Genomic DNA, 22,440 nt, shown 5'->3' with positions numbered 1-22,440 from the left:
AGGGATTATCACATCGGGAGGGGGGCTCGTCCAGTCCTCAGCCGATGGCTGTGCTGCGCGATGCCGAGGCGGTCGCCTTCGCCGAGGCACGGGCGGCCATCGGGCCGGTATCGTGCACCGAGGCGAATTCCTCGGGATAGGCGGGAATATGGTGGATGGCCAGGTCGGCCCCCATGAACTCGTCTTCCTCGGACAGGCGGATGCCGATGCTGGCCTTCAGGCCGCCATAGACCGCCAGGCCGGCGACCAGGGCGAAGGCGGCCCCGGTCACGGTGCCGGCGATCTGGGCGGTCAGGCTGACGCCACCCAGGCCGCCCAGCGCTTCCTGGCCGAACACGCCGCAGGCGATGCCGCCCATGAAGCCGCACAGGCCATGCAAGGCCCACACACCCAGAACGTCATCGATGCGCCACTTGTTCTGGCACAGCTCGAACGCGGCGACGAACAGGCCGCCGGCGATGCCGCCAGTGGCCAGGGCTCCCAGCGGGTGCATGACGTCGGAGCCGGCACACACCGCGACCAGCCCGGCCAGCGCGCCGTTATGGACGAAGCCGGGGTCGTTCTTGCCGACCAGCAGGCTGACCAGGATGCCGCCGACCATGGCCATCAGCGAGTTCATCGCCACCAGGCCCGAGATGGCGTCGATCAATTGCGCGCTCATCACGTTGAAGCCGAACCAGCCGACACACAGGATCCACGACCCCAGCGCCAGGAACGGAATGTTGGACGGCGGGATGGCGACGACGCGGCCGTCCTTCTTGTAGCGGCCCATGCGCGCGCCCAGCATCAGCACCGCACCCAGTGCGATCCAGCCGCCGACGGCATGGACCACCACCGAACCGGCGAAATCGTGGAAGGGCTGGCCGAAGGTGGCCTTCATGAAATCCTGGAAGCCCAGGCGGGTGCCCCACACCATGCCCTCGAAGGTCGGATAGACCAGCGCGACCAGGATGGTGGTGGCGATCAGTTGCGGCCAGAAGCGGGCGCGCTCGGCGATGCCGCCCGAGATGATCGCCGGAATGGCGGCGGCGAAGGTGGCCAGGAAGAAGAACTTGACCAGATCATAGCCGTTGGCGGCAAACGCCGAGCCATCGGCCTTGCCGACCAACTGATCGGCCGAGACCAGGAAGGTCGGTCCGTAGGCGACGGCGTAGCCGATCAGGAAATAGGCCAAGGTCGACATCGCGAAGTCGGTGATGATCTTCACCAGGGCGTTGACCTGATTCTTCTTGCGGACGGTGCCGACCTCGAGGAAGGCAAAACCGGCATGCATCGCCAGCACCATGATCGCCCCCAACAGGACGAACAAGACGTCCACACCCGTACGTGTCGCTTCCATTGACCCTCTCTCCTTGATCAAGCCCGCGTCATACGGGCGCGACAGCCTGATCAAGTTTCATGCCAGATCGAGGGACGATTGGTTTTGACGTGGAATCAACGGGCTAGGCCGTGATGAAAAAAACATCAGGGCAAGCGCTGGCGCGCAAACGTGCAAAAACCCGATCACATTGCCCAAACATGCGGCAATGCGCTCAGGGTTTTGCCCGAGAGTCATGTGATGCAAAAACAGGCATCACCAAATTGTGGTCACATAATAGGCAATCGAAAACGCTGGCGCAAACGAAAAAACCGCCCCGAGGGGCGGTTCTTCGAAATTTCACGAACGATCTGCCATCGACCCCTTGAGGGGAGAATGGCGCGAGTGACGGGGCTCGAACCCGCGACCTCCGGCGTGACAGGCCGGCACTCTAACCGACTGAGCTACACCCGCGTCGTCGTGAGGGCCGCGTTATAACCGCCCCCATCCCAGGGCGCAAGAGGATAATCGCGGTCGGGGGACAGTTTTTTTGCCAAGGCTGTCCAAGCCTTCTGTTTCCTTGCATTGCGCCGCACAATGTCTATCCTTGGGGCGCCGCCACCTTCATCCAGCCTCAAGGGGAAGGCATGCCGCTTTATACCTATCGATGCAAATCCTGCGATACCGTGTTCGAGACCCTGGTGATGGGCTCGGACCTGCCGGCCTGCGACAAATGCGGCTCGGCCGATCTGGAGCGCCAGCTGGGCACCGTCGCCGCCGAGGGCAAGTCCAAGGCCTTGATGGGCCAGGTCCGCGCCCAGGCCGCACGAGAGGGCCATCTGTCCAATTATTCCCGCTCGGAACTGAAAAGGCGCTGATCTGTTGGCCGACATCGTCAAGCTGAAGGACTGGAAGAAGGCCAAGGCGAAGTCGGACAAGGAATCCGCCGCCGCCACCAACCGCGCCGCCTTCGGCCGGACCAAGGTGGAAAAGGATTCGGAAAAGGCCGCCAAGGCCAAGTCCGACCGCCTGCTGGACGCCCACAAGATCGACCGCGACGACAAATCGGAATGAGCGAGCCTGTGTCCGGAAGTCATATCCTCCGGATGAGGGATTGAAAGGTTACGAAGAATTTCGTATATCTCGGGGGTGGCATGGGATTTCGAGATGCGAAGAAGGGAGTTCTTCTGGCGCTGAGTACCGGGGCATACCAGCATGAAGCCCGGGGCGGTGATATTTATGTGAAGAACAAACTTGCCGTCGGTGAAATCACTCCGGGTCAGGTTGCCGATATCATTAAGAAATGCAGGGGAAGCGATCACGCAACAAGCCCGCATCATCAAATCCAGGCCATCGATGTCCATGTATTGAAGAAAGATGGCTGGTACATTAAATTTTATTTACTTGATTCGGACACATGGTTCATCAGTGTACATCAATGAGATTTCGCCATGACGAGACTGTATTCCCCAGGTGAGTCCGGTAGAGCAATCTGCGATCAATGTGGAATTGTCTCGACGACCTACCAGTACCGGGATGTGCCCTTCAGTGATGGGCGCGGCCTGGTCAAGGATATCCTTGTCGGCGTCTGTAATTGCTGTGGTGCCGTTGTCGCAATCCCCCCCCAATCGACGCCCGCCATCAAAGCGCAACGAGAGAAGTCGGAGAAGCCGATCGAGGCGGTTCTTCCTGCCATTTATGTCGATGCCCTGGATCTCGCCTGCTACAAGATCGATTCGAAGTCCTCTGCCGAGTTCAGAAAAAAGTTGGTCGTATATTACATTCACACCATGGCGGGGCGAGTGGATGAGGCCGCACAGTTGGCGGAGGTCATCCGCACGGCTCCAGCTCAGTTCAGCCCAAGCGCTGACAAGAAAACCAAGAGAATCTCGTTCAAGGTAACGGAAAGCACGGATGCTGAAATGCGGGTCGTCATGAATGCCTCGCATTTGAACAGGACTGATGTTTTGAAATCGCTTGTCCTCAAGATTAACCGCGACATCATTCAGCCGAAGTCTCCCAAAAATCTGCGGGAGCTGAAGTTGCTGGCTGCGGTAAGCTGAATGGACAAGCATTGGCGAAAAGGCCCGGCCCCCTTGCGGGGACCGGGTTCTTCGGGCGTCAGCCGCTGAAGGCGTTCAACCCGGTCATCGCCCGGCCCAGGATCAGGGCGTGGACGTCGTGGGTGCCTTCATAGGTGTTGACCGCTTCCAGGTTCATGGCATGGCGGATGACGTGGAATTCGTCACTGATGCCGTTGCCGCCATGCATGTCGCGGGCGATGCGGGCGATTTCCAGCGCCTTGCCGCAATTGTTGCGCTTCATCATGGAAATCATCTCGGGCGCCATGCGGCCGTCGTCGAACAGCCGGCCCAGACGCAGACAGGCATGCAGGCCCAGGGTGATCTCGGTCTGCATGTTGGCCAGCTTCAGCTGGATCAGCTGGTTGTTGGCCAAAGGCCGGCCGAACTGCTTGCGGTCCAGGGTGTATTGCCTGGCCTGCTGCCAGCAGAACTCGGCCGCGCCCATGGCGCCCCAGGCGATGCCGTAGCGGGCGCGGTTCAGGCAGCCGAACGGCCCCTTCAGGCCCTCGACGCCCGGCATCAGGTTTTCGGCTGGCACGAACACCTCGTCCATGACGATCTCGCCGGTGGCCGAGGCGCGCAGGCTGAACTTGCCCTCGATCTTGGGGGCTGAAAGACCTTTCATGCCCTTTTCCAGGATGAAGCCGCGGATCACGCCGTCTTCGGTCTTGCCCCACACCACGAAGACGTCGGCGATGGGGGAATTGGTGATCCACATCTTGTTGCCGGTGAGCTGATAGCCGCCATCGACCTTCTTGGCGCGGGTGCGCATGGAACCGGGATCCGAGCCGGCGTCGGGCTCGGTCAGGCCGAAGCAGCCGATCAGTTCGCCGGTGGCGAGGCGGGGCAGGTACTTCTTCTTCTGCTCTTCGGTGCCATAGGCATAGATCGGGTACATCACCAGCGAGGATTGCACGCTCATGGCCGAGCGATAGCCGCTATCGACCCGCTCGACCTCGCGGGCGACCAGGCCGTAACTGACGTAATTGACGCCGGCCCCGCCATATTCCTCGGGCGTCGTCGGGCCCAGGAAGCCCAACTCGCCCATCTCGTTCATGATCTCGCGATGGAAGATCTCGTGGCGGTTGGCTTCGGTGATGCGCGGCATCAGCCGCTCTTGGCAGTAGCTGCGGGCGGAATCGCGAATCAGGCGCTCTTCCTCGGTCAGCATGTCGTCGAGCAGCAGCGGGTCTTCCCACTGGAAATTCTGCTTGGACTTGGACACTTCACCCTCCTGGGTCTTGGCGGTTCTTGTTGGTCGGAAGGATCAGTCGGGAATGATTGCCGTGGCTTCCAGCTCGATCTTGGCGGGGTGATCCAGAAGATCGGCCACGAAGATCATGCTCATGCACGGGTAATGGCTTCCCATCAGTTCCTTCCAGATGAGTCCGAGTTCACGTCTGGCCGCAAGATAGGCGTTCCGGTCGATGCAGAACGCGGTGATGCGGCAGATATGCTCGGGTTGTCCGCCTGCTTGTCTGAGTATGGCGAGGATGTTTTCCAATGCCTGTCTGAACTGAGGCACCAGCTCCGCGCTCATGAATTCTTGTTGGGCCGTCCAGCCGACCTGGCCGGCCATGTAAAGCGTCCTGCCCGGACGCGCCAGCATGCCGTTGGCGTAACCCACCGGCTGCTTCCACCCCTCGGGCAAGATCGCCTCATGCACCATGCTTATTCGCTCGCTTCCCAATTGGGCGGGTCGGGGTCTTCGTCCCAATCATCCGGGGGGATGGGGGCTTGATCCCGGCGCGCATTCATCTGGGCGACCTGGGCCTGGCCTTGGGCGGCCAGGTCGCGGGCGGCCTGCGAGACCTCCGCCACCGCCGAGTTTTCGGCGATGGCGGCAAAGAAGGCCTGGGTCAGTTGTTCGTGGCGCAAAGCCAGGTCGAACACGTGCCAGGGCCACATCAGGTAATGCACCGCCTCGGGGTCCGAGATTTCGGGATCGCGGTCACCCCAGGGCAGCGGGCCGGGGACCGGCCCCGCGAGCGGCGGCAGCGCCGCCACCCGGGGCTTTCTGCCCTCGGCCAACTCGCGGAAGGCGGTCGCGGCATCGGCATTGCACGCTTCCACGAACGCTTCCGCCAGTTCGGCGTATTGCTCGGCAGCCTGCTCCTCGATCGCGCGGGCGATGGCGAGGAGCTGGGCCTTCGAGGTGATCTGGCCAGCCGCCAGGCTCACAGGGCGAACTCCGCTTCCAGATCGGCGATGGTGGCCTGGCCGGCCCCCTTCGGCGAATAGGGAACGCGGGCGCCGCGATACAGGATGCCCATGTTGAAGCCGTCGTCGGTCATCAGGCGCTTGGCGGCCTGGGCGGCGTCGGAGGTGGATTCCACCGGCGACGGACGAACGACGTTCTTCCACTCGCGCTGCTCCTCGCGGAAGGTGATGCACGGGCTCATCACCGCCACGAACGAGAAGCCCGGGTGCTTGATGGCCTCGGCGATCACCGCCGCGGTACCGTTCGGATCGCCCGAGAAGCAGCGGGCGACGAAGTTGGCGCCGGCGGCGAGCGCGATGGCCAGCGGGTTGAACGGCGTCATGCCGGTGCCGCCGGGCGGAGCCATGGCCGAGGCATCCCAATCCGGCTCGGTGGTCGGGCTGGGCTGACCCTTGGTCATGCCGTAGACGCGGTTGTCCATGACCACATAGGTCATGTCGACGTTGCGGCGACAGGCATGCAGGAAGTGGTTGCCGCCGATCGAGAAGCCGTCGCCGTCACCGCCGGCCACCAGGACGGTCATGTCCGGGCGGGCCAGCTTCAGACCCGCGCCCACGGCCAAAGCGCGGCCGTGGATCGAGTGGAAGCCATAGGTGGTGGTATAGGCGGGGATACGCGACGAGCAGCCGATGCCCGACACCACCGAGGTCTTGTGGGGTTCGAGGTTCAGGTCGGCGAACGCCTTGGTGATGGACGACAGGACGGAATAATCGCCGCAGCCGGGGCACCAGACGGGCTTGGTCTCGGACTTGTAGTCCTTGGCGGAGTAGGTGATGGCGCAATTGGATTCGGTCATGACTTACTTCCCCATCGACAGCAGGCGGGAATGGATTTCGTTCGGACGGATCGGCAGCGGGCCGCCGCGCTTGATCTGCTGGATTTCCGCCGGCAGGTCGTATTCGCCCTTCAGGTAGCGGTGGAACTGGCCCAGATGGGACAATTCGACCACCAGCACCTTTTTGACGCCGGCCAAGGCCTTGGCCATCACCTCGGGACGGGTGGGGTAAAGCAGACGCGGAGCGATCAGCTTGGCCTTGACGCCATCGGCGGCGGCACGGGCAATCGCCTCGCGGGCGGCACCGACGCACGAGCCCCAGCACATCACCGCGATGTCGCCTTCACCCTCGATGGTGGCCCACATGTCGCCATATTCGAACCCGGTCAACTTGCGCAGGCGCTTGTCCTGCTGGGTCGAGTGGTCGTTGGCCTGGGACGACGGCAGACCGGTCTCGGTGTGTTCCAGACCGTCGGCGGTGTACTGGCAGCCCGGAGTGCCCGGAATGGCCATCGGCGACACGCCCGAGGCGGTGTTGGCGTAACGCTTGTAGACCTGACCCTCGGGCAGGGCCTCGGTGACGGTCAGACGCTTGCCGACGAAGGCGACGTCGGCCGGCACCGGCATGATGGTGCGGCTTTGGCCCAGCGACTGGTCCGACAGCACGATGCACGGGGTCTGGGTCATTTCCGCCAGATGGACCGCCCATTGGGTGGTCAGCAGGCAGTCACCGATCGAGGTCGGCGCGACCACCAGATGCGGGCCGTCGCCATGCAGGCCGTACAGGGCGATGTTCAGGTCCGACTGTTCCGACTTGGTCGGAATGCCGGTGGACGGTCCGCCGCGCTGGACATCGACCACCACCACCGGGGTTTCCGAGGCGGTCGCCATGCCCAAGGCTTCGATCATCAGCGACAGGCCGGGGCCGGCGGTGGCGGTGATCGAGGCGGCGCCGCCGAACGAGCCGCCGACGCACATGTTGATCGAGGCCAGTTCGTCCTCGGCCTGAACGAACGTGCCGCCGACCTTCGGCAGGGCGCTGCTCAGATATTCCAGGATCTCGGTGGCCGGCGTGATCGGATAGGCGGCGCAGAAACGCACGCCACCGCGCACGGCACCCAGGGCGGCGGCCTCGTTGCCGGTGATCGACCAGCGCTTGGCCGGCTCACCCGCCAGCTTGCCCAGCTGCTTGGTGGTGCCCATGGAAAGGGCCGCCTCGGCGCCCTTCTTGACGGCGGCGACCGAAGCCTCGTAGGCGTCGGCGCGCTTCTTCTTCAGGGACTGGCCCAGCACCTCGCAGACGGTATCGACCGACAGGCCGATCAACTGCGCGACGGCGCCCAGCGCGATCATGTTGGCGCGGCCGCCGGGAATTTCCTTGGCCAGGTCCTTCATGTGCAGCTCGACGATGCGGGCACCCGACTTGGCCATCACTTCCGGCACCTCGCCCTGGGTGGGGTCGGTGATGATGACGCTGTTCTTGTCCAGCGGCAGTTCGGCGGCGAAGCGCTGAACGTTCTGCCAGTCGATGGCCAGCAGGATTTCGGTGGTGTCGTCGACCGACGTCACCGGCTCGGGGCTAAGGCGCACGATCGCCGCAGCCTCGCCACCGCGAATCTGCGGACCGGACGACCGGCCGAAAAGCGCGTAGTAGCCGGCCTCGGCGGCGGCATCCAACAACATGTTCGCGGCGGTCATCACGCCGGCGCCGCCGCTGCCGCACATGGCAAGCGAGACGGACCCTGAAACACCCTTATTCTGAGTCATTGTCGTTCTTTCCCCGATTGGTCCGGTGGCGGCCGGATCAGCCTTGTGAATGGTTGGACCCGATTGGATCGATGCGCTCTTGACCTTTAATTCGGCATTGTGGTACGCATTTACCCAATAATAGACGGCCAGCTGATTTGACGTCAATGGTCGGGTTCGGAAACCGAAGCAATTTCAAGAGAGGAGACAGCATGGCCAACTCACCGTATCGCTGGATGATGACCGCAGTGGGCGCGCCCATGGTCAAGGAGCCGATGGATGTCGGAACCCTGGAGCCCGGGGACGTCCTGGTCGCCATTGCCGGATGCGGTGTGTGTCATACCGACCTCGACTATTATTACAACGGCGTCCGCACCAACCACCCCCTGCCGCTGACCCTCGGCCACGAGATTTCCGGTCGCGTGGAGAAGGCTGGGGCAGGCGCCGAAGGCTGGCTCGGCAAGGCGGTGATCATACCCGCAGTGATCCCCTGCGGCGAGTGCGATTTGTGCAAGCGCGGCAAGGGAACCATCTGCCGCTCGCAGAAGATGCCCGGCAACGATTTCATGGGGGGCTTCGCCACTCATATCAAGGTGCCGGCCAAGGGTTTGTGCCCGGTCGACGAGGCCCGTCTGGCCGCCATCGGCATGGAGCTGGCCGAGGTCGCGGTGGTCGCCGACGCGCTGACCACCCCCTATCAATCGGCGATCCAGGCCGGCATCGGCCAGGGTGACCTGGTCATCGTCATCGGCGCCGGCGGCGTCGGCGGCTATTCGGTCCAGGTGGCCAACGCCCTGGGCGCCAAGGTGGTGGCCTTGGACATCGACGACAAGAAGCTGGAACAGGTCGCGGCTTATGGCGCGGCGCTGACCTTGAACCCCAAGAACTTTCCCGGCACCCGCGAGATCAAGAAGGAAATCTCGGCCTTCGCGAAAGCCAACGGCCTGCGCGCCACCGAGTGGATCATCATGGAATGCTCGGGCTCGGTGCCCGGCCAGCAGACGGCCTTCGACCTGATGGTGCACGGCTGCACCCTGTGCGTCGTCGGCTACACCTTCAACAAGGCGGAATTCCGCCTGTCCAACCTGATGGCCTACCATGCCCGTGCGTTGGGCAACTGGGGCTGCGTTCCCGAATTGTACCCGGGCGCGCTGGAGCTGGTGCTGTCGGGCAAGGTCAACGTCAAGAACTTCGTCGAGCGCCATCCGCTGGATGCCATCAACGAGATTTTCACCGCCGCCCACGACCACAAGCTGATCCGCCGCGCCGTGCTGGTGCCCGCGGTCTGACAAAAAGCGAAAAAGAGGGAGAGACGAAACCATGAAGCCCGAAACCGCCGCCATCGTCGACCGCACGGCGCCCGCCCATCTGAACGACCATGATCTGGTGCCCCATCAGATCGTCCCCGGCGTCCTTTACGAGAAGAAACCGGCCAAGCGGCCGGACGGCTCGGTCGCCGAAGGCCTGTACAATGTGTGGATCACCCTGGACAACCAGAAGCAGTACAATTCCTACACCACCGAGATGGTGAAGGGCGTGATCATGGGCTTCCGCGAGGCGTCGAACGCCCGCGACGTGGTCAGTGTGGTGTTCACCGGCGCCGGCGACAAGGCCTTCTGCACCGGCGGCAACACCAAGGAATATGCCGAATATTACGCCGGCAACCCGCAGGAATACCGGGCCTATATGCGCCTGTTCAACGACATGGTGTCGTCGATCCTGGGCTGCGACAAGCCGGTGATCTGCCGCGTCAACGGCATGCGCATCGGCGGCGGCCAGGAAATCGGCATGGCCGCCGACTTCTCGATCGCCCAGGATCTGGCCAAGTTCGGCCAGGCCGGCCCCAAGCACGGCTCGGCCCCGATCGGCGGCGCCACCGACTTCCTTCCCGTCATGATCGGCTGCGAGCAGGCGATGGTGTCGGGCAGCTTGTGCGAGCCGTGGTCGGCCCACAAGGCCGCCCGTGTCGGCATCATCATGGATGTGGTCCCGGCCCTGAAGGTCGATGGCAAGTTCGTCGCCAACCCGCTGGTGGTCACCGACCGCTATCTCGATGAATACGGCCGCATCATCCATGGCGAGAGCAAGACCGGCGACGAGCTGATGAAGGGCAAGGACCTGCTGAAGCAGGGCACCATCGACCTGTCCTTGTTGGACGCCAAGGTCGAGGAAGTCTGCGCCAAGATCCTGATGACCTTCCCCGACTGCTTCACCAAGACCATCCAGGAATTGCGCAAGCCCAAGCTGAACGCCTGGAACGCCAACAAGGAAAACAGCCGCGACTGGCTGGGTCTCAACATGATGACCGAGGCCCGCACCGGCTTCAGGGCCTTCAACGAGGGGCCGAAGGACGAGCGCGAGATCGACTTCGTCGCCCTGCGCCAGGCCCTGGCCAAGGGGGCGCCGTGGACTCCGGAACTGATCGAATCCCTGATCCCCAAGGCGAAGGGCTGAACCGATGAGCGCGTTGAAAGTCTGGCGCGACCGTGACGGCAAGCTGTTAAGGCTGCGTCTGGCGCGTCCCAAGGCCAACATCGTCGATGCCGAGATGATCGGGGCGCTGAATGCCGCCCTGGTCGAGGCCAAGGCCGACATCCATCTGCGCGGCGTGCTGCTGGACCATGAAGGCCCGCATTTCAGCTTCGGTGCCTCGGTGCCGGAACACATGCCCGACCAATGTGCCGGGATGCTGAAGTCGTTGCATGAGCTGGTGCGCGAAATGGTCGCCTATCCGGTGCCGATCATGGTGGCGGTGCGCGGCCAGTGCCTGGGCGGTGGGCTGGAAGTCGCCGCCGCCGGCCACCTGATGTTCGTGTCGGAAGATGCCCGCCTGGGCCAGCCCGAGATCCAGCTGGCGGTGTTCGCGCCGGCCGCCTCGTGCCTGCTGCCCGAGCGCATGCCCCGTGCCGCCGCCGAGGACTTGTTGTTCTCGGGACGCTCGATCACCGGCGCCGAAGCGGTCGCCACCGGCCTTGCCAACGCCCTGGCCGACGAGCCGGAAGCGGCGGCGCTGGCCTGGTTCGATGCCGGCCTGGCCAAGCATTCGGCTTCAAGCTTGCGTTTTGCTGTAAGCGCGGCGCGCGCCGGCATGGTCGAGCGCGTGATCGCCAAGATCGCCCTTGTCGAAGACCTTTATCTCAACGGCCTGATGGCGACGCGGGATGCAGTCGAAGGACTGACCGCGTTCGTCGAGAAGAGGCCGGCTCACTGGGAGGACCGCTAAAATGGCCGTCGCCGATATCGTTAAGCGTTGTCAGGACATGTACGAGGACCTGAACTTCACCTATGCCCGCGAGTGGAAGGCCGCCAAGGCCGGCCGCAAGGTGGTGGGGTTCTTGCCGGTTTACGCGCCGATGGAGATGATCCACGCCGCCGGTTGCCTTCCGCTGGGAATCTTCGGCGGTGGCGACCAGATGGAAGTCATCCACGGTGACGCCTATTACCAGTCCTATATCTGCCGCATTCCGCGCTCGACCATCGAGCTGGGGGTGACCGGCCGGGTCGATTTCGTCGATGGCATGATCTTCCCGTTCGTCTGCGACGTCATCCGCAACCTGTCGGGCATCTGGAAGATGATGTTCCCGAACGTGTGGTCGAAGTTCTTCGACACGCCGCAGAATTTCGACCCCTCGATCGGCGGCGATTATTACGCCATCGAACTGCAGGAACTGCGCGAAGGTCTGGAACAGCTGACCGGGCGCAAGATCACCGACGACGACATCCGCCGCTCGATCACCCTTTACAACGAGAATCGCCGCCTGGTGCGCGAGGTCTATGCCTTCCGGGCCAAGGAACCGTGGAAGGCCCCGACCTCCGAGGTCTACGTGCTGATGCGCGCCGGCCTGATGATGGACGTGGAAGAGCACAACCAGCTGCTCAAGGATTACATGGCCGCCGCCGCCGCCGAGGATCGTCCGAAGCGCGACAATGTCCGCATCGCCATCTATGGCAGCTTCTGCGAACAGCCGCCCTTGAATCTGATCAAGTCGATCGAGATGGCCGGCTGCTACGTGGTCGAGGACGATTACTCGCTGGTCAACCGCTTCATCACCGAGGACGTGCCGGTCGATGGCGACCCGGTCCGGAACCTGGCGATGACCTTCATCACCCACTCGGTCGAGACGTCGTGCAAGTACGTCCCCAAGCTGGGCGAGAAGGGCAAGTACCATGTCGCCCAGGTCAAGCAGTGCGGCGCCGAGGGCGTGATCTACGCCACCCCGTCGTTCTGCGACCCGGCCCTGCTGGACCGCCCGATGATCTGCTCGGCCCTGACCGAGGCCAAGATCCCTTACATCTCGTTCAAGTACGCGGAAAATTCCGGCCAGATGCAGCCGATCCGCGAACAGGCTGGCACTTTCGCCGATTCCATCAAGCTGTGGAGCTGACGCCATGAGCACTGAAGCCGCCAAGGAACCCTCGATGCTCATGCAGAAGGAGATGATCGCCCGGAACTACGAGGCGATTACCTCCAAGCATGAGACCGGCCGTAAGGTGTCCTCCACCTTCGTTCCGGGTAACCTCAACGAATTGTTGATGTGCTTCGACATCGTCAACAATCTGCCCGAGATCAACGCCATCCAGGCCGGCATGCGCAAGGCCTCGGGCGGCTATATCATGGAAGCCGAGAAGTCGGGCCATTCGGAAGACGTCTGCACCTACGTCAAGGCCGATATCGGCCAGATGAGCAAGGGCAACATCGCGCCGAACGGCAAGCCGTACCCTGACCCGGACGTGCTGATGCTGTCCTATACCGGCTGCTACACCTTCATGAAGTGGTTCGAACTGCTGCGCGAGCAGTACAAGTGCCCGACCCTGATGCTGCACGTGCCTTACGAGGGCGACGGCCACTCGACCAAGAACATGCGCGACTACATCGTCAAGCAGTTGAAGGAAGTGGTCATCCCCGGTCTGGAAGAGGTGTCGGGCGTCAAGTTCGACATCGATCGCCTGCGCCAGTACCTGAAGAACTCGGCCAAGGCCGAGGACGATCTGGTGTGGTGCCTGGAGCAGGGCAAGCACAAGCCGTCGCCCATCGACGCCTATTTCGGCGGCGTCTATTACATCGGCCCGATCTTCACCGCTTTCCGCGGCACCGAGGACGCGGTCAAGTATTACGAGATGCTGCGCGCCGAAGTCCAAGGCCGCATCGACCGCAAGGAAGGCCCGCTGACGCCGGAAGGCACCAGCTTCAACGACCAGAAGTACCGCCTGGTCGTCGAAGGCCCGCCCAACTGGACCAACTTCCGCGAGTTCTGGAAGATGTTCTATGACGAGGGCGCGGTGGTTGTCGCCTCGTCCTACACCAAGGTCGGCGGCATGTACGATCTGGGTTTCCGCCACGATCCCGACAATCCGCTGGAGAGCCTGGCCGATTACTGCCTGGGTTGCTACACCAACCGCAACCTGCCGACCCGCGTCGATATCCTGGCCAAGTATGTCGAGGAATACGAGGCCGACGGCCTGCTGATCAACTCGATCAAGAGCTGCAACAGCTTCTCGGCCGGTCAGCTGATGATCATGAAGGAAGTCGAACGGCGCACCGGCAAGCCCGGCGCCTTCATCGAAACCGACCTGGTCGATCCGCGCTACTTCTCGGCCGCCAACGTCAAGAACCGCCTGGAAAGCTATTTCCAGATGATCGAGCAGAAGCGCCGTGGCGGCGGTTCCAAGACCGTGGCCGCGTAAGGAGGAAACGAATATGCGTTGTTTCATCGGAATCGACCTGGGATCGACCACCACCAAGGCGGTGGTGATGGATGAGAACACCCAGGTCCTCGGGCGCGGCATCACCAATTCGCGGTCCAACTACGACACGGCGGCTGCCGTGTCGAAGCAGGAAGCGCTGATCGATACCCGCCTGACCCTGTTCCGTCGCGCTCTGGGGAGCGTGCCGGAAGTGGCCGGCAAGGTCGACGAGATCCTGGCCGACCTGGAACGCAATTTCCGCCACGTCCAGTTCCTCGAGCAGTTGGGCGACCTGGAAGAAACCTGCGTCAAGAACATCAAGGGCCCGCGCTTCGCCGGTCGTGAGAAGGGCGTCCAGGAAACCCTGGCCGAGGTGTTCAAGCGTCTGCGCGTCGGTTCGGACCAGCTGTTCGCTGCCGGCGGCAAGCGCAAGTCGGACTTCTTCCGCGATCTGGCCGGGTCGGACTTCATGACCGTCGGCGAGGCGGTGTGCAAGGATGCCGGCCTGGGCTTCGACATGATCCTCAATGTCTATGACAAGTCGATCATCGAAGTGGAAAACCGGCCGCCGTCGGGTGACATGGAAGGCAAGTTCATCCGCGCCCTGGAAAAGGGCCAGATGGCCAACAACCTGATCGCCAAGCCGGTGCAGGACGCCCTGGCCATCCCGCTGGAAGAGACCTATGTGGTCGGCACCGGCTATGGCCGCGTCCGTCTGCCCTTCCCGAAGGAGCATATCCGCTCGGAAATCCTGTGCCACGGTCTGGGCGCCCACATGATGTACCCGGAAACCCGCACGGTGCTGGACATCGGCGGCCAGGACACCAAGGGCATCCAGGTCGATCCCGTCGGCATCGTCGAGAACTTCCAGATGAACGACCGCTGCGCCGCCGGTTGCGGCCGCTATCTGGGCTATATCGCCGACGAGATGAACATGGGCCTGCACGAGTTGGGGCCGCTGGCCATGAACTCGACCAAGCAGGTGCGCATCAACTCGACCTGCACGGTGTTCGCCGGCGCCGAGTTGCGTGACCGTTTGGCCCTGGGCGAGAAGCGCGAGGACATCCTGGCCGGTCTGCACCGCGCCATCATCTTGCGCGCCATGTCGATCCTGTCGCGTGCCGGCGGCGTCAAGGACCAGTTCACCTTCACCGGTGGCGTCGCCAAGAACGAGGCGGCGGTGCGCGAGTTGCGCAAGCTGATCAAGGAGAATTACGGCGACGTCACCATCAACATCAACCCGGACTCGATCTACACCGGAGCCCTGGGCGGCGCCACCTTCGCGGTGCGCGCGGTGGTCAACTAACAGCCGGAACGGAGGATATATCCAATGAGCGCTATCATCACCGCCGGCATCGACATCGGCTCGGGCTGCGTCAAGGGCGTGCTGTTCCGCGTCGATGGCGACAAGCAGGAATGGCTGGCCAAGTTCACCTCGCGCATCCGCAACCGCGATCCCTTCCAGCTGGCGCAGGAAGGCTTCGACGACATGCTGAAGGAAGCCGGCATCAAGGCCTCGGACGTCGCCTATGTGGCGTCCACGGGTGATGCCGAGAACCTGAAGTTCTCGACCGGTCACTTCTATTCCATGACCACCCATGGTCGCGGCGCCATCTTCCTTGATCCCGAAGCCCGCTCGGTGCTGGATATCGGGGCGCTGAACGGCCGCGCCATCAAGGTCGATGAGGGCGGCAAGGTGCTGTCCTACAAGATGACCAGCCAGTGCGCCTCGGGCTCGGGGCAGTTCCTGGAAAACATCGCCCGCTATCTGGGCATCGCCCAGGACGAGATCGGCACCCTGTCGACCAAGGCCGACAACCCGGAAAAGGTGTCGTCGATCTGCGCCGTGCTGGCCGAAACCGACGTCATCAACATGGTCAGCCGCGGCATCTCGGCCTCGAACATCCTGAAGGGCATCCATGTCTCGATGGCGGTTCGCCTGGCCAAGCTGTTGAAGTCGATCGGCGCCAATGACGGCGTGGTGCTGATGACCGGCGGTCTGGCGCTGGATGCCGGCCTGCTGTCCGCCCTGAACGAGGCGGCCGAGCAGGAGAAGGTTAATCTGGTTGCCAAGAACCACCCGGACTCGATATACGCTGGTGCTATCGGGGCCGCCTTGTGGGGAGCCTTCCGGCACGAGAAACTTGCCCGTCTCGGCCAGGCTGCCTGACCCCCGGGGAACGAAAGAGAGAGAGGAACCAAGACAATGTCGCTCAAGATCACCGACGATTGCACCAGCTGCGATGCCTGCGTGTCGACCTGCCCGAACACGGCCATCTCGGCCGGCGACGTGATCTACGTCATCGACGCCGATCGCTGCACCGAGTGCGTCGGCGCCGAGGACAGCCCGCAGTGCCAGCTGGTCTGCCCGGCCGACTGCATCGTCGTCGGCGTTCAGGAAAGCCACGACCAGCTGCAGGCCAAGTACACCGCCCTGCACGGCTGATCTGCCATCTTGTCGAAATGCCCCGGCCCTGGCGACAGGGTCGGGGTTTTTCTTTGCCAGGACTAAGGCGCCGGGGGATAGTTGCAGCCTGCAGCGAGAGGGCGCATGGACTGGATCGAATATTACCGTCTGGCCTGGGCGGCGCGGGGCAAGGTTCTGGACGCCCTGCTGGCCGAGGAGACCGAGCTGGCCCGCATCTTCGGCCGTTTCGATCGCTTCGAGACGGCCAACCGCTATCAGGTCGATCCTGATACCGGCCAGTGCGGCTTCGTTCCGCGTCCGGGCCAGCATGACCCGCTGACCAACCTGTCCATGCCGGAAGACGGCGTGTCGTGCGGTGACGCAGCGCGGTTCCTGCCCTATGTCGATCTGAACGTCGCCCGCATGCTGGCCGATTTCGCCACCGGCGCCGAGGTGGTGGCCGAGATCGGTACCGGCTATGGCCGCCAATTGTTCGATCTGTGGCTGGCCGGCGGCGGCGCCCCCGACACCCGCTTCTTCGGCTACGAGCCCAACGAGAACGCCCGCGCCCTGGCCGCTCGTCTGGCCGCACGCCTGCCGGCGATGAACGTGACCTTCCTGCCCGGCGACTTCGACTCCTTCGATCCGGCGCCGCTGGCCGCCAGCGGGCGTTTGCTGCTGTTCACCAATTTCGCGGTGATGTTCCAGGAACGCTTTCCGGCCGACTTCTTCGAACGCGTCGCCCGCCTGACGCCCGAGGTGTTGATGGTGTTCGTCGAGCCGGTCAACCAGCAGATCGGCCACCAGGACCCTGGCGGCGGATTGGCCTTCAACGTCGATTTCGTCAGCCGTTTCAACGAGGCCGCCGCCGCCGGCCTGATCGAGCCGATCTATGTCGGCCGCGACCTGTTCGGCCGCGGCGACAAGATCAAGCGGATATCGATCCTGGCGGCGATCAAGCCCGCCGCCGGTTGACTACAAGACCCGGACGTTCTTGAACTGCCAGGGATCGTCGCGGTCCAAATCCTCGGGGAACAGTTCCTCGCGCCCGAACAGGGGGGTCCAGTCGGTGTAGGCGCCGATCACCGGACCCAGATAGGGCATGCAGATGTCCAGGCAGCGCTTGAAATCCATCTCGTCGGGCTCGACCAGGCCGCGATGGGGGTTCTCGATCGCCCACACCATGCCGGCCAGCACCGCCACCGTCACCTGCAGGCTGGTGGCGTTGTTGTGCGGGCACAGGCGGCGGGCTTCGTCGATCGACAATTGCGAGCCGAACCAATAGGCGCCCTTGGCGTGACCGGCCAGCAGCACGCCCAATTCGTCGATGCCGTCGGTGATCTCGGTCATCAGCAGGCGCTTGTTGGGCTGCATGTGCCAGTTCTTGCCGGCCAGTTCGTGCACCGACAGAATGGCGTCGTCGCACGGGTGATAGGCGTAGTGGGCGGTCGGCCGATAGACCACCTTGTCGCCATCCTTGACGGTATAGAAATCCGAGATGGCGATGGCTTCGCTGTGGGTGATCAGGAAGCCGTGGAACGGACCCTCGATCGGGGTCCAGGTGCGGACCCGGGTGCTGGCGCCCGGCTTCATCAGATAAATGGCGGCGCCGTTGCCGAAATCGTGGTGGCGGCCGTCGGGCGGCAATTGCTTCTCGTGGCTGCCCCAGCCCAGTTCGGCCGGCTGGCAGCCCTCGCCGACGAAGCCGTCGATCGACCAGGTGTTGACGAACTCGCCGATGGCCTTGGGCAGATGGGCGGCGGTCTGGGTGTCGCGCTCGGCGATGTGCACCACCTTGACGCCGATATCGGCGGCCAGGCGGGCCCAGCCCTCGCGGTCGGCGGGGGCGGTGACCGGCTTGCCGCAATCGGCCGAAATGTTCAGCAGCGCCTGCTTGAGCAGATGGCTGACCAGGCCGGGATTGGCGCCATGGGTGACGACGGCCGTGGGCAGCGGCTCGGCGCTCTTCAGCGCCAGGGCCTGCTCGCGCATGGCGTAATTGGTGCGCTGGCCGGCCGACAGCGAGGGGTCGGTGTAGCCGCCGGCCCATGGCTCGATGCAGGTGTCGAGATAAAGCGCGCCGACCGAGCGGGCCAGCTTGATCAGCGCCACCGACGACACATCGACCGACAGATTGAGGATGAAGTCGCCCTTGCCCACCAGCGGACCCAGCACGTCCTTGTAATTGGACTTGGTCAGCGCGTGGTTGACGAAGGTAATGCCGTACTCGTTCGCCACGTCGTGGCCGCGTTCCTCGGCGGTCACGATGGTAATCCGATCGGGATTGAGGTCGATATGGCGCAGGATCAGGGGCAGAACGCCCTGGCCGATGCTGCCGAAACCGACGATGATCACACGGCCGGCAAACGAAACGAGTTTCTGCATTCTTGGCGACTCCCTTGTCGTGGCGGATGGCCGGACAATGACGGCGCATGAGTATAGGGACTAGCCAAGGTCAAGCAAGAAGACATGTATGAAAAAAAGGAGACGGACGCGAAGCGGTGCGCCCGTCTCCTTCGTGGAGGGCCGAAGAACGATCGCGACGCGACCGGATCAGCCGACGCGGCGGCGAAACACCAGGCGTTGGGCCGGCGCGAAGCCGCTACGTTCCAGGAACTTCAGCAGGCCGAAACCGTTCCAGGCCACTTCGGTCTGCACCTTCTCGACCCGCAGCGAGCCCAGATTGGCGAACAGCTGCGACAGCAGGGCGCGGCCGACATGCTGGCGGGCGAAGGCCGGCTCGACGCCAATGGTGTCAAGGATGGCGACGGGCTCGGCGCGGCCGAACTCGCCATAACCGACGCGGGCCATCACGAAACCGGCGAACTGGCCGTCGATCTCGGCGACCAGCGACACGCGGACCGAGGATTCCTTCATCACCTCGGCGATCTTGCGGCGGTAATAGCCGGACCGGTCGCGGCCGGTGATCTTCTTGTCGAGATGGACGATCGCCGCCTGGTCGGAATCGGCCATCGAGCGCACCGGCACGACGTCGCGCGACAGCGCCGCCGACTGGTCGCCCGACGGGTCGGACAGATCGATCTCGGCGCCGTGGCTGGGGGTTTCCACCGGCACGTCGATCTCGACATCGGCGGTCGAACGTTCCAGCATCAGGCGCGGCGCCAGGCTGAAGCCGTTGGCGCCGAAGAAACGGATCAGCGCATGCTCGGTCCAATCGGCCTGGGTGACCATTTCCTTGGCGCCCAGCGCCTTCATGGCCTCTTCCAACTGCACCATCAGCTTGCGGCCGACGCCGCGGCCGCGCATGTCGGGGTCGACGCCCAGGGCGTCAAGGACCACCACCGGGGCCTGGCCGCCGAATTCGCCGTCCAGCACATGGGCGAAGAAAAACCCGCTCAAGACGGCGCCGTCGGCGGCGGCGAAGCTGATGAACGACTTCGGGTCGGCGGCCTGCGCGGCCAGACGGCGCTTGTAGAAGTCGGCGCGGGGCTGGCCGGTCAGCCGGCGGTCGAGTTCGACGACGCGGTCGAGGTCGGCAGAGGTGACGGCACGCACGGTCATGGACATCCTTAACCTCCCTAGAACGGGTTCGCACGAATGGCGTGGTCCCGCGATGAACTGTTGGTGGGCGTTCCCCGTCTCTTGACGCGTGGGCGGGGCGGGGATACGCTTGCTAAACCGATAAATCGGTACGATAATACCGAAATAACGTCGCCGGTCAAGAGAGGGCTCGAACCATGCAGTGGAATTTCACCAACCGCGTCGCAATCGTCACCGGGGGAATGCGCGGGATCGGCCGTACCATCGCCGACATCCTGGCCGCTGGCGGCGCCGAGGTGCATGTGTTCGACCGCGATGTCTCGGCCGGCTTGGCGGCGCCCCTGGTGGCGCACGAGGTCGACATTGCCAACGCCGACAGCGTGCGGGCCGCCTTCGCCGCCATCGGCAAGCCGGTGACGCTGGTGGTCAACAATGCCGGCATCACCCGCGACCGCACCATCATGCGCATGAGCGACGACGAGTGGCGCCAGGTGATCGACGTCAACCTGACCGGGGCCTTCCATGTCATCCGCGCCGCGGCGCCGGGGATGGTGGATGGCGGCTATGGCCGCATCGTCAACGTGGTGTCCATCAACGGCCTGCGCGGCAAGATCGGCCAGGGCAATTATGCCGCCGCAAAGGGCGGGCTGGTGACCTTGACCAAGACGGTGGCCAAGGAACTGGGGCGCAAGGGCGTGACCTGCAACGCGGTGGCTCCGGGCATGGTGCTGACCGAGATGACCTTGGCGCTTGACCAGAAATTCCGCGACAAGGCCCTGGAAGAGGCGGCGCTCGCCATCCTTCCCGACACCACCGACATCGCCAACGCCGTGCTGTTCTTGCTGTCCGATCTGGCCCGCTGCGTCACCGGCGAGGTGATCAAGGTCGATTCCGGTCAATATATATAGACATGTGCCCCCCTTGCGGTGCGGGAGGGGGGGCTCTACCATGGCAGCCTTGGGGATCGTCCTGAAGCGGGTCTATGGTTTCTTCGGTCAAACTTCGCCGACAGGTGTTGGTGCTGTCCCTGTTGGTAGGGATCGCGGTGGTGGCGTCGTTCGCCCTGTGGGCCGAGCGTGAGCGTTCCGCTGCCTTCGATGCCGCCCGCAACGAGGTGATGAATTCCAGCCTGCTGCTGGCCCAGGCGGTCGATGGCATCTTCGGCGGCATCGACAAGGTGCTGGCCGGCATTGATGCCTCGTACCGGCTGCTGGGTGACGGCACCGAGGACATGTTGGCCTTGCTGCGCCGGCAGATGCCGCTGATCGGTCAGGCGCGCGGCCTGTTGATCATCGGCGCCGACGGCTTCTCGCGCTATGCCACCAACCTGCCACTGCCGATGTCGCGCGTCGATCTGTCCGACCGCGACTATTTCCGTGCCCATCTCGAAGCGGCCGGGCGCACCTTTGTCAGCGGCCCGCTGAAAAGCCGCAATGACGGGACGTGGATCATGGTGGTCAGCCGGTCCTTGACCGGTCCCAAGGGCGAGTTCCTGGGCGTGATCGCCGCCACCTTGTCGTTCGACCAGCTGTCGCGGGAATTGCGCGGCGCCGTGAACGATCCGCGCATGGCCGCCTTGCTGGTGGATTCGGTCGGCACCGTGCTGGTCCGCGTCCCCGACCCCGATGGCGTGACCGGCCGCTCGATCGCCGATATGCCGGCCTTTCGCCGCGCGGTGGGCGAGCGCCGGGGCGGCGGCGTCACCATGTCGCCGTTCGACAATCACGAACGCATCTTCGGCTTCGCCCGCAGCAACGAATTCCCGCTGATCACCATCGTATCGATGGATACCGATCAGGTGCTGCTGGGCTGGGCCAATCACATGATCGTTCCCGGCCTGTTGGTGGTGCTGCTGCTGTTGCTGATCGGCCTTTTGCTGACGCGGATGCAGACCCAGCTACGCAAGCTTGAACGGACGCAGGATTTGCTGATGGCGGCGCAGGCCACCGCCGAGGCCGCCGCCGAGACCAAGTCGGCCTTCGTCAACCATGCCAGCCACGAGCTTCGGACCCCGCTGACCACCATCATCGGCTTCGCCGAATCCCTGGCCCATTCCGGACCCAGCCAGTCCTGTCATGCCCGTTGCCAGGAATATCTCAGCTACATCACCGCCTCGGGGCGGCATTTGCAGGCGGTGATCAACGATCTGCTGGATCTGACCCGCATCGAAGGCGGAACCTTGGCGATCGAGCGCGCCCCGGTGGATCTGGTCACCGTGATCCGCGAGACCTTGCGGGCGGCGGCCGACCAGGCCCGCCGGCGTGAGGTCGGCCTGGCCAGTGTCGGTCTGGATCAGCCGCTCAGGGTCGATGGCGACAATCTGCGCCTGCGTCAGATGCTGTTCAACCTGGTCAGCGAGGCGATCAGGATGTCGCCGAAGGGCGGTACGGTCACCGTGTCCCTGGCGCCGGGCGCCGAAGGATTCGCCGTCGTCAGCGTGGCCGATCAGGGCCCGGGCATGAGCGGTCCGGCGATGAAACTGGCGCTGGCGCCGCTGGGACGGGCGCCGCTGCAGGCCTCACGCCCGGGCGAGGGCACCGGCCTGGCCGTCTCCTTGGCCGACCAGTTGGCCCGCCTGCATGGCGGTCGCGTCGAGATCGCCAGCCGCACGGGCGAAGGCACCACCGCCACGGTGATCCTGCCGCTGGGCAATTTCTAACAGGCTGCGGGAAGAACTCGGCACTCCTGTCAGCTTCCTCAATCCGTCATGGCCGGGCTTGACCC

General features: G+C 63.9%; 23 protein-coding genes and 1 tRNA gene. 15 read left to right on the top strand and 9 right to left on the bottom strand.

The window, feature by feature from the left end; translation table 11 throughout:
* Positions 1-37: 37 nt before the first annotated feature.
* Both MTBLM5_RS07470 and MTBLM5_RS07465 read right to left on the bottom strand, forming a co-directional pair.
* Positions 38-1,339 (bottom strand): ammonium transporter, encoded by a 1,302-nt coding sequence (locus MTBLM5_RS07470; RefSeq protein ID WP_173975224.1) that lies wholly within the window; start codon positions 1,337-1,339, stop codon positions 38-40.
* 355 nt (positions 1,340-1,694) lie between these two features.
* A tRNA-Asp gene (locus MTBLM5_RS07465) sits at positions 1,695-1,771 on the bottom strand.
* 173 nt (positions 1,772-1,944) lie between these two features.
* Here MTBLM5_RS07465 and MTBLM5_RS07460 point away from each other — a divergent pair.
* The 4 genes from MTBLM5_RS07460 to MTBLM5_RS07445 all read left to right on the top strand — a co-directional run bounded on the left by MTBLM5_RS07460 (position 1,945) and on the right by MTBLM5_RS07445 (position 3,360).
* Positions 1,945-2,175 carry a zinc ribbon domain-containing protein gene (locus MTBLM5_RS07460; RefSeq protein ID WP_173975222.1) on the top strand — a complete coding sequence of 77 codons (231 nt, stop codon included), beginning with the start codon at positions 1,945-1,947 and terminating at the stop codon, positions 2,173-2,175.
* 4 nt (positions 2,176-2,179) lie between these two features.
* Positions 2,180-2,371, top strand: a complete 192-nt coding sequence (locus tag MTBLM5_RS07455; RefSeq protein ID WP_173975220.1) for a DUF4169 family protein — start codon at positions 2,180-2,182, stop codon at positions 2,369-2,371.
* A gap of 80 nt (positions 2,372-2,451) precedes the next feature.
* Entirely contained in the window at positions 2,452-2,739 is a 288-nt protein-coding gene (locus MTBLM5_RS07450; RefSeq protein WP_173975218.1) for a hypothetical protein, read from the top strand.
* Positions 2,740-2,748: 9 nt separating this feature from the next.
* Positions 2,749-3,360 carry a hypothetical protein gene (locus MTBLM5_RS07445; RefSeq protein WP_173975216.1) on the top strand — a complete coding sequence of 204 codons (612 nt, stop codon included), beginning with the start codon at positions 2,749-2,751 and terminating at the stop codon, positions 3,358-3,360.
* Positions 3,361-3,418: 58 nt separating this feature from the next.
* Here MTBLM5_RS07445 and MTBLM5_RS07440 read toward each other — a convergent pair whose 3' ends face one another.
* The 5 genes from MTBLM5_RS07440 to MTBLM5_RS07420 all read right to left on the bottom strand — a co-directional run bounded on the left by MTBLM5_RS07440 (position 3,419) and on the right by MTBLM5_RS07420 (position 8,075).
* Positions 3,419-4,552: an acyl-CoA dehydrogenase gene (locus tag MTBLM5_RS07440; protein ID WP_173975265.1), complete on the bottom strand. Its 1,134-nt coding sequence runs from the start codon at positions 4,550-4,552 to the stop codon at positions 3,419-3,421.
* Positions 4,553-4,648: 96 nt separating this feature from the next.
* A complete protein-coding gene (locus MTBLM5_RS07435; RefSeq protein WP_254430950.1) occupies positions 4,649-5,050 on the bottom strand; it encodes a RidA family protein in 402 nt (133 codons plus the stop codon).
* A gap of 2 nt (positions 5,051-5,052) precedes the next feature.
* Positions 5,053-5,562: a rubrerythrin family protein gene (locus tag MTBLM5_RS07430; RefSeq protein ID WP_254430949.1), complete on the bottom strand. Its 510-nt coding sequence runs from the start codon at positions 5,560-5,562 to the stop codon at positions 5,053-5,055.
* Positions 5,559-6,398, bottom strand: coding sequence for a 2-oxoacid:ferredoxin oxidoreductase subunit beta (locus tag MTBLM5_RS07425; protein WP_173975214.1), 840 nt, complete (start codon positions 6,396-6,398; stop codon positions 5,559-5,561). Before MTBLM5_RS07425 ends, MTBLM5_RS07430 begins: the two co-directional genes overlap by 4 nt.
* A 3-nt stretch (positions 6,399-6,401) precedes the next feature.
* Positions 6,402-8,075 (bottom strand): 2-oxoacid:acceptor oxidoreductase subunit alpha, encoded by a 1,674-nt coding sequence (locus MTBLM5_RS07420; protein ID WP_254430948.1) that lies wholly within the window; start codon positions 8,073-8,075, stop codon positions 6,402-6,404.
* 260 nt (positions 8,076-8,335) lie between these two features.
* On the opposite strand from MTBLM5_RS07420, the gene had reads away from it, so the two are divergent.
* The 9 genes from had to MTBLM5_RS07375 all read left to right on the top strand — a co-directional run bounded on the left by had (position 8,336) and on the right by MTBLM5_RS07375 (position 17,190).
* A complete protein-coding gene (had, locus tag MTBLM5_RS07415; RefSeq protein ID WP_173975210.1) occupies positions 8,336-9,412 on the top strand; it encodes a 6-hydroxycyclohex-1-ene-1-carbonyl-CoA dehydrogenase in 1,077 nt (358 codons plus the stop codon).
* Between the two features lie 31 nt (positions 9,413-9,443).
* Positions 9,444-10,577: a 6-oxocyclohex-1-ene-1-carbonyl-CoA hydratase gene (gene oah / locus MTBLM5_RS07410; protein ID WP_173975208.1), complete on the top strand. Its 1,134-nt coding sequence runs from the start codon at positions 9,444-9,446 to the stop codon at positions 10,575-10,577.
* Positions 10,578-10,581: 4 nt separating this feature from the next.
* The gene (locus MTBLM5_RS07405; protein WP_173975205.1) at positions 10,582-11,346 is read left to right on the top strand and encodes a cyclohexa-1,5-dienecarbonyl-CoA hydratase; all 765 of its coding nucleotides are present in this window, start codon (positions 10,582-10,584) and stop codon (positions 11,344-11,346) included.
* Between the two features lies 1 nt (position 11,347).
* Entirely contained in the window at positions 11,348-12,508 is a 1,161-nt protein-coding gene (bcrC, locus tag MTBLM5_RS07400; RefSeq protein WP_173975203.1) for a benzoyl-CoA reductase subunit C, read from the top strand.
* Positions 12,509-12,512: 4 nt separating this feature from the next.
* On the top strand, positions 12,513-13,808 hold the full coding sequence (gene bcrB / locus MTBLM5_RS07395) for a benzoyl-CoA reductase subunit B (protein ID WP_173975201.1): 1,296 nt from the start codon (positions 12,513-12,515) through the stop codon (positions 13,806-13,808).
* 13 nt (positions 13,809-13,821) lie between these two features.
* Entirely contained in the window at positions 13,822-15,114 is a 1,293-nt protein-coding gene (gene bcrA, locus MTBLM5_RS07390; RefSeq protein ID WP_173975200.1) for a benzoyl-CoA reductase subunit A, read from the top strand.
* Between the two features lie 24 nt (positions 15,115-15,138).
* Positions 15,139-15,978 carry a benzoyl-CoA reductase subunit D gene (bcrD, locus tag MTBLM5_RS07385; RefSeq protein WP_173975198.1) on the top strand — a complete coding sequence of 280 codons (840 nt, stop codon included), beginning with the start codon at positions 15,139-15,141 and terminating at the stop codon, positions 15,976-15,978.
* Between the two features lie 36 nt (positions 15,979-16,014).
* Positions 16,015-16,254 (top strand): YfhL family 4Fe-4S dicluster ferredoxin, encoded by a 240-nt coding sequence (locus MTBLM5_RS07380; protein WP_173975196.1) that lies wholly within the window; start codon positions 16,015-16,017, stop codon positions 16,252-16,254.
* Positions 16,255-16,359: 105 nt separating this feature from the next.
* Complete coding sequence (locus MTBLM5_RS07375; RefSeq protein WP_173975194.1) at positions 16,360-17,190, top strand: hypothetical protein; 831 nt, start codon at positions 16,360-16,362, stop codon at positions 17,188-17,190.
* Here the strand turns inward: MTBLM5_RS07375 and MTBLM5_RS07370 are convergent, their stop codons facing one another.
* Positions 17,191-18,600: a homospermidine synthase gene (locus MTBLM5_RS07370; RefSeq protein WP_173975193.1), complete on the bottom strand. Its 1,410-nt coding sequence runs from the start codon at positions 18,598-18,600 to the stop codon at positions 17,191-17,193.
* A gap of 168 nt (positions 18,601-18,768) precedes the next feature.
* A complete protein-coding gene (locus MTBLM5_RS07365) occupies positions 18,769-19,737 on the bottom strand; it encodes a GNAT family N-acetyltransferase (protein WP_254430947.1) in 969 nt (322 codons plus the stop codon).
* Positions 19,738-19,913: 176 nt separating this feature from the next.
* Between MTBLM5_RS07365 and MTBLM5_RS07360 the strand changes: the two genes are divergently transcribed.
* Complete coding sequence (locus tag MTBLM5_RS07360) at positions 19,914-20,624, top strand: SDR family oxidoreductase (RefSeq protein ID WP_173975189.1); 711 nt, start codon at positions 19,914-19,916, stop codon at positions 20,622-20,624.
* A gap of 110 nt (positions 20,625-20,734) precedes the next feature.
* Positions 20,735-22,375 carry an ATP-binding protein gene (locus MTBLM5_RS07355; protein WP_173975187.1) on the top strand — a complete coding sequence of 547 codons (1,641 nt, stop codon included), beginning with the start codon at positions 20,735-20,737 and terminating at the stop codon, positions 22,373-22,375.
* The last annotated feature ends 65 nt before the right edge of the window (positions 22,376-22,440 follow it).

Source organism: Magnetospirillum sp. LM-5 (genome assembly GCF_902729445.1).
Taxonomy (GTDB): Bacteria; Pseudomonadota; Alphaproteobacteria; order Rhodospirillales; family Magnetospirillaceae; genus Magnetospirillum.
This window is presented reverse-complemented; position numbering and strand designations above follow the sequence as displayed.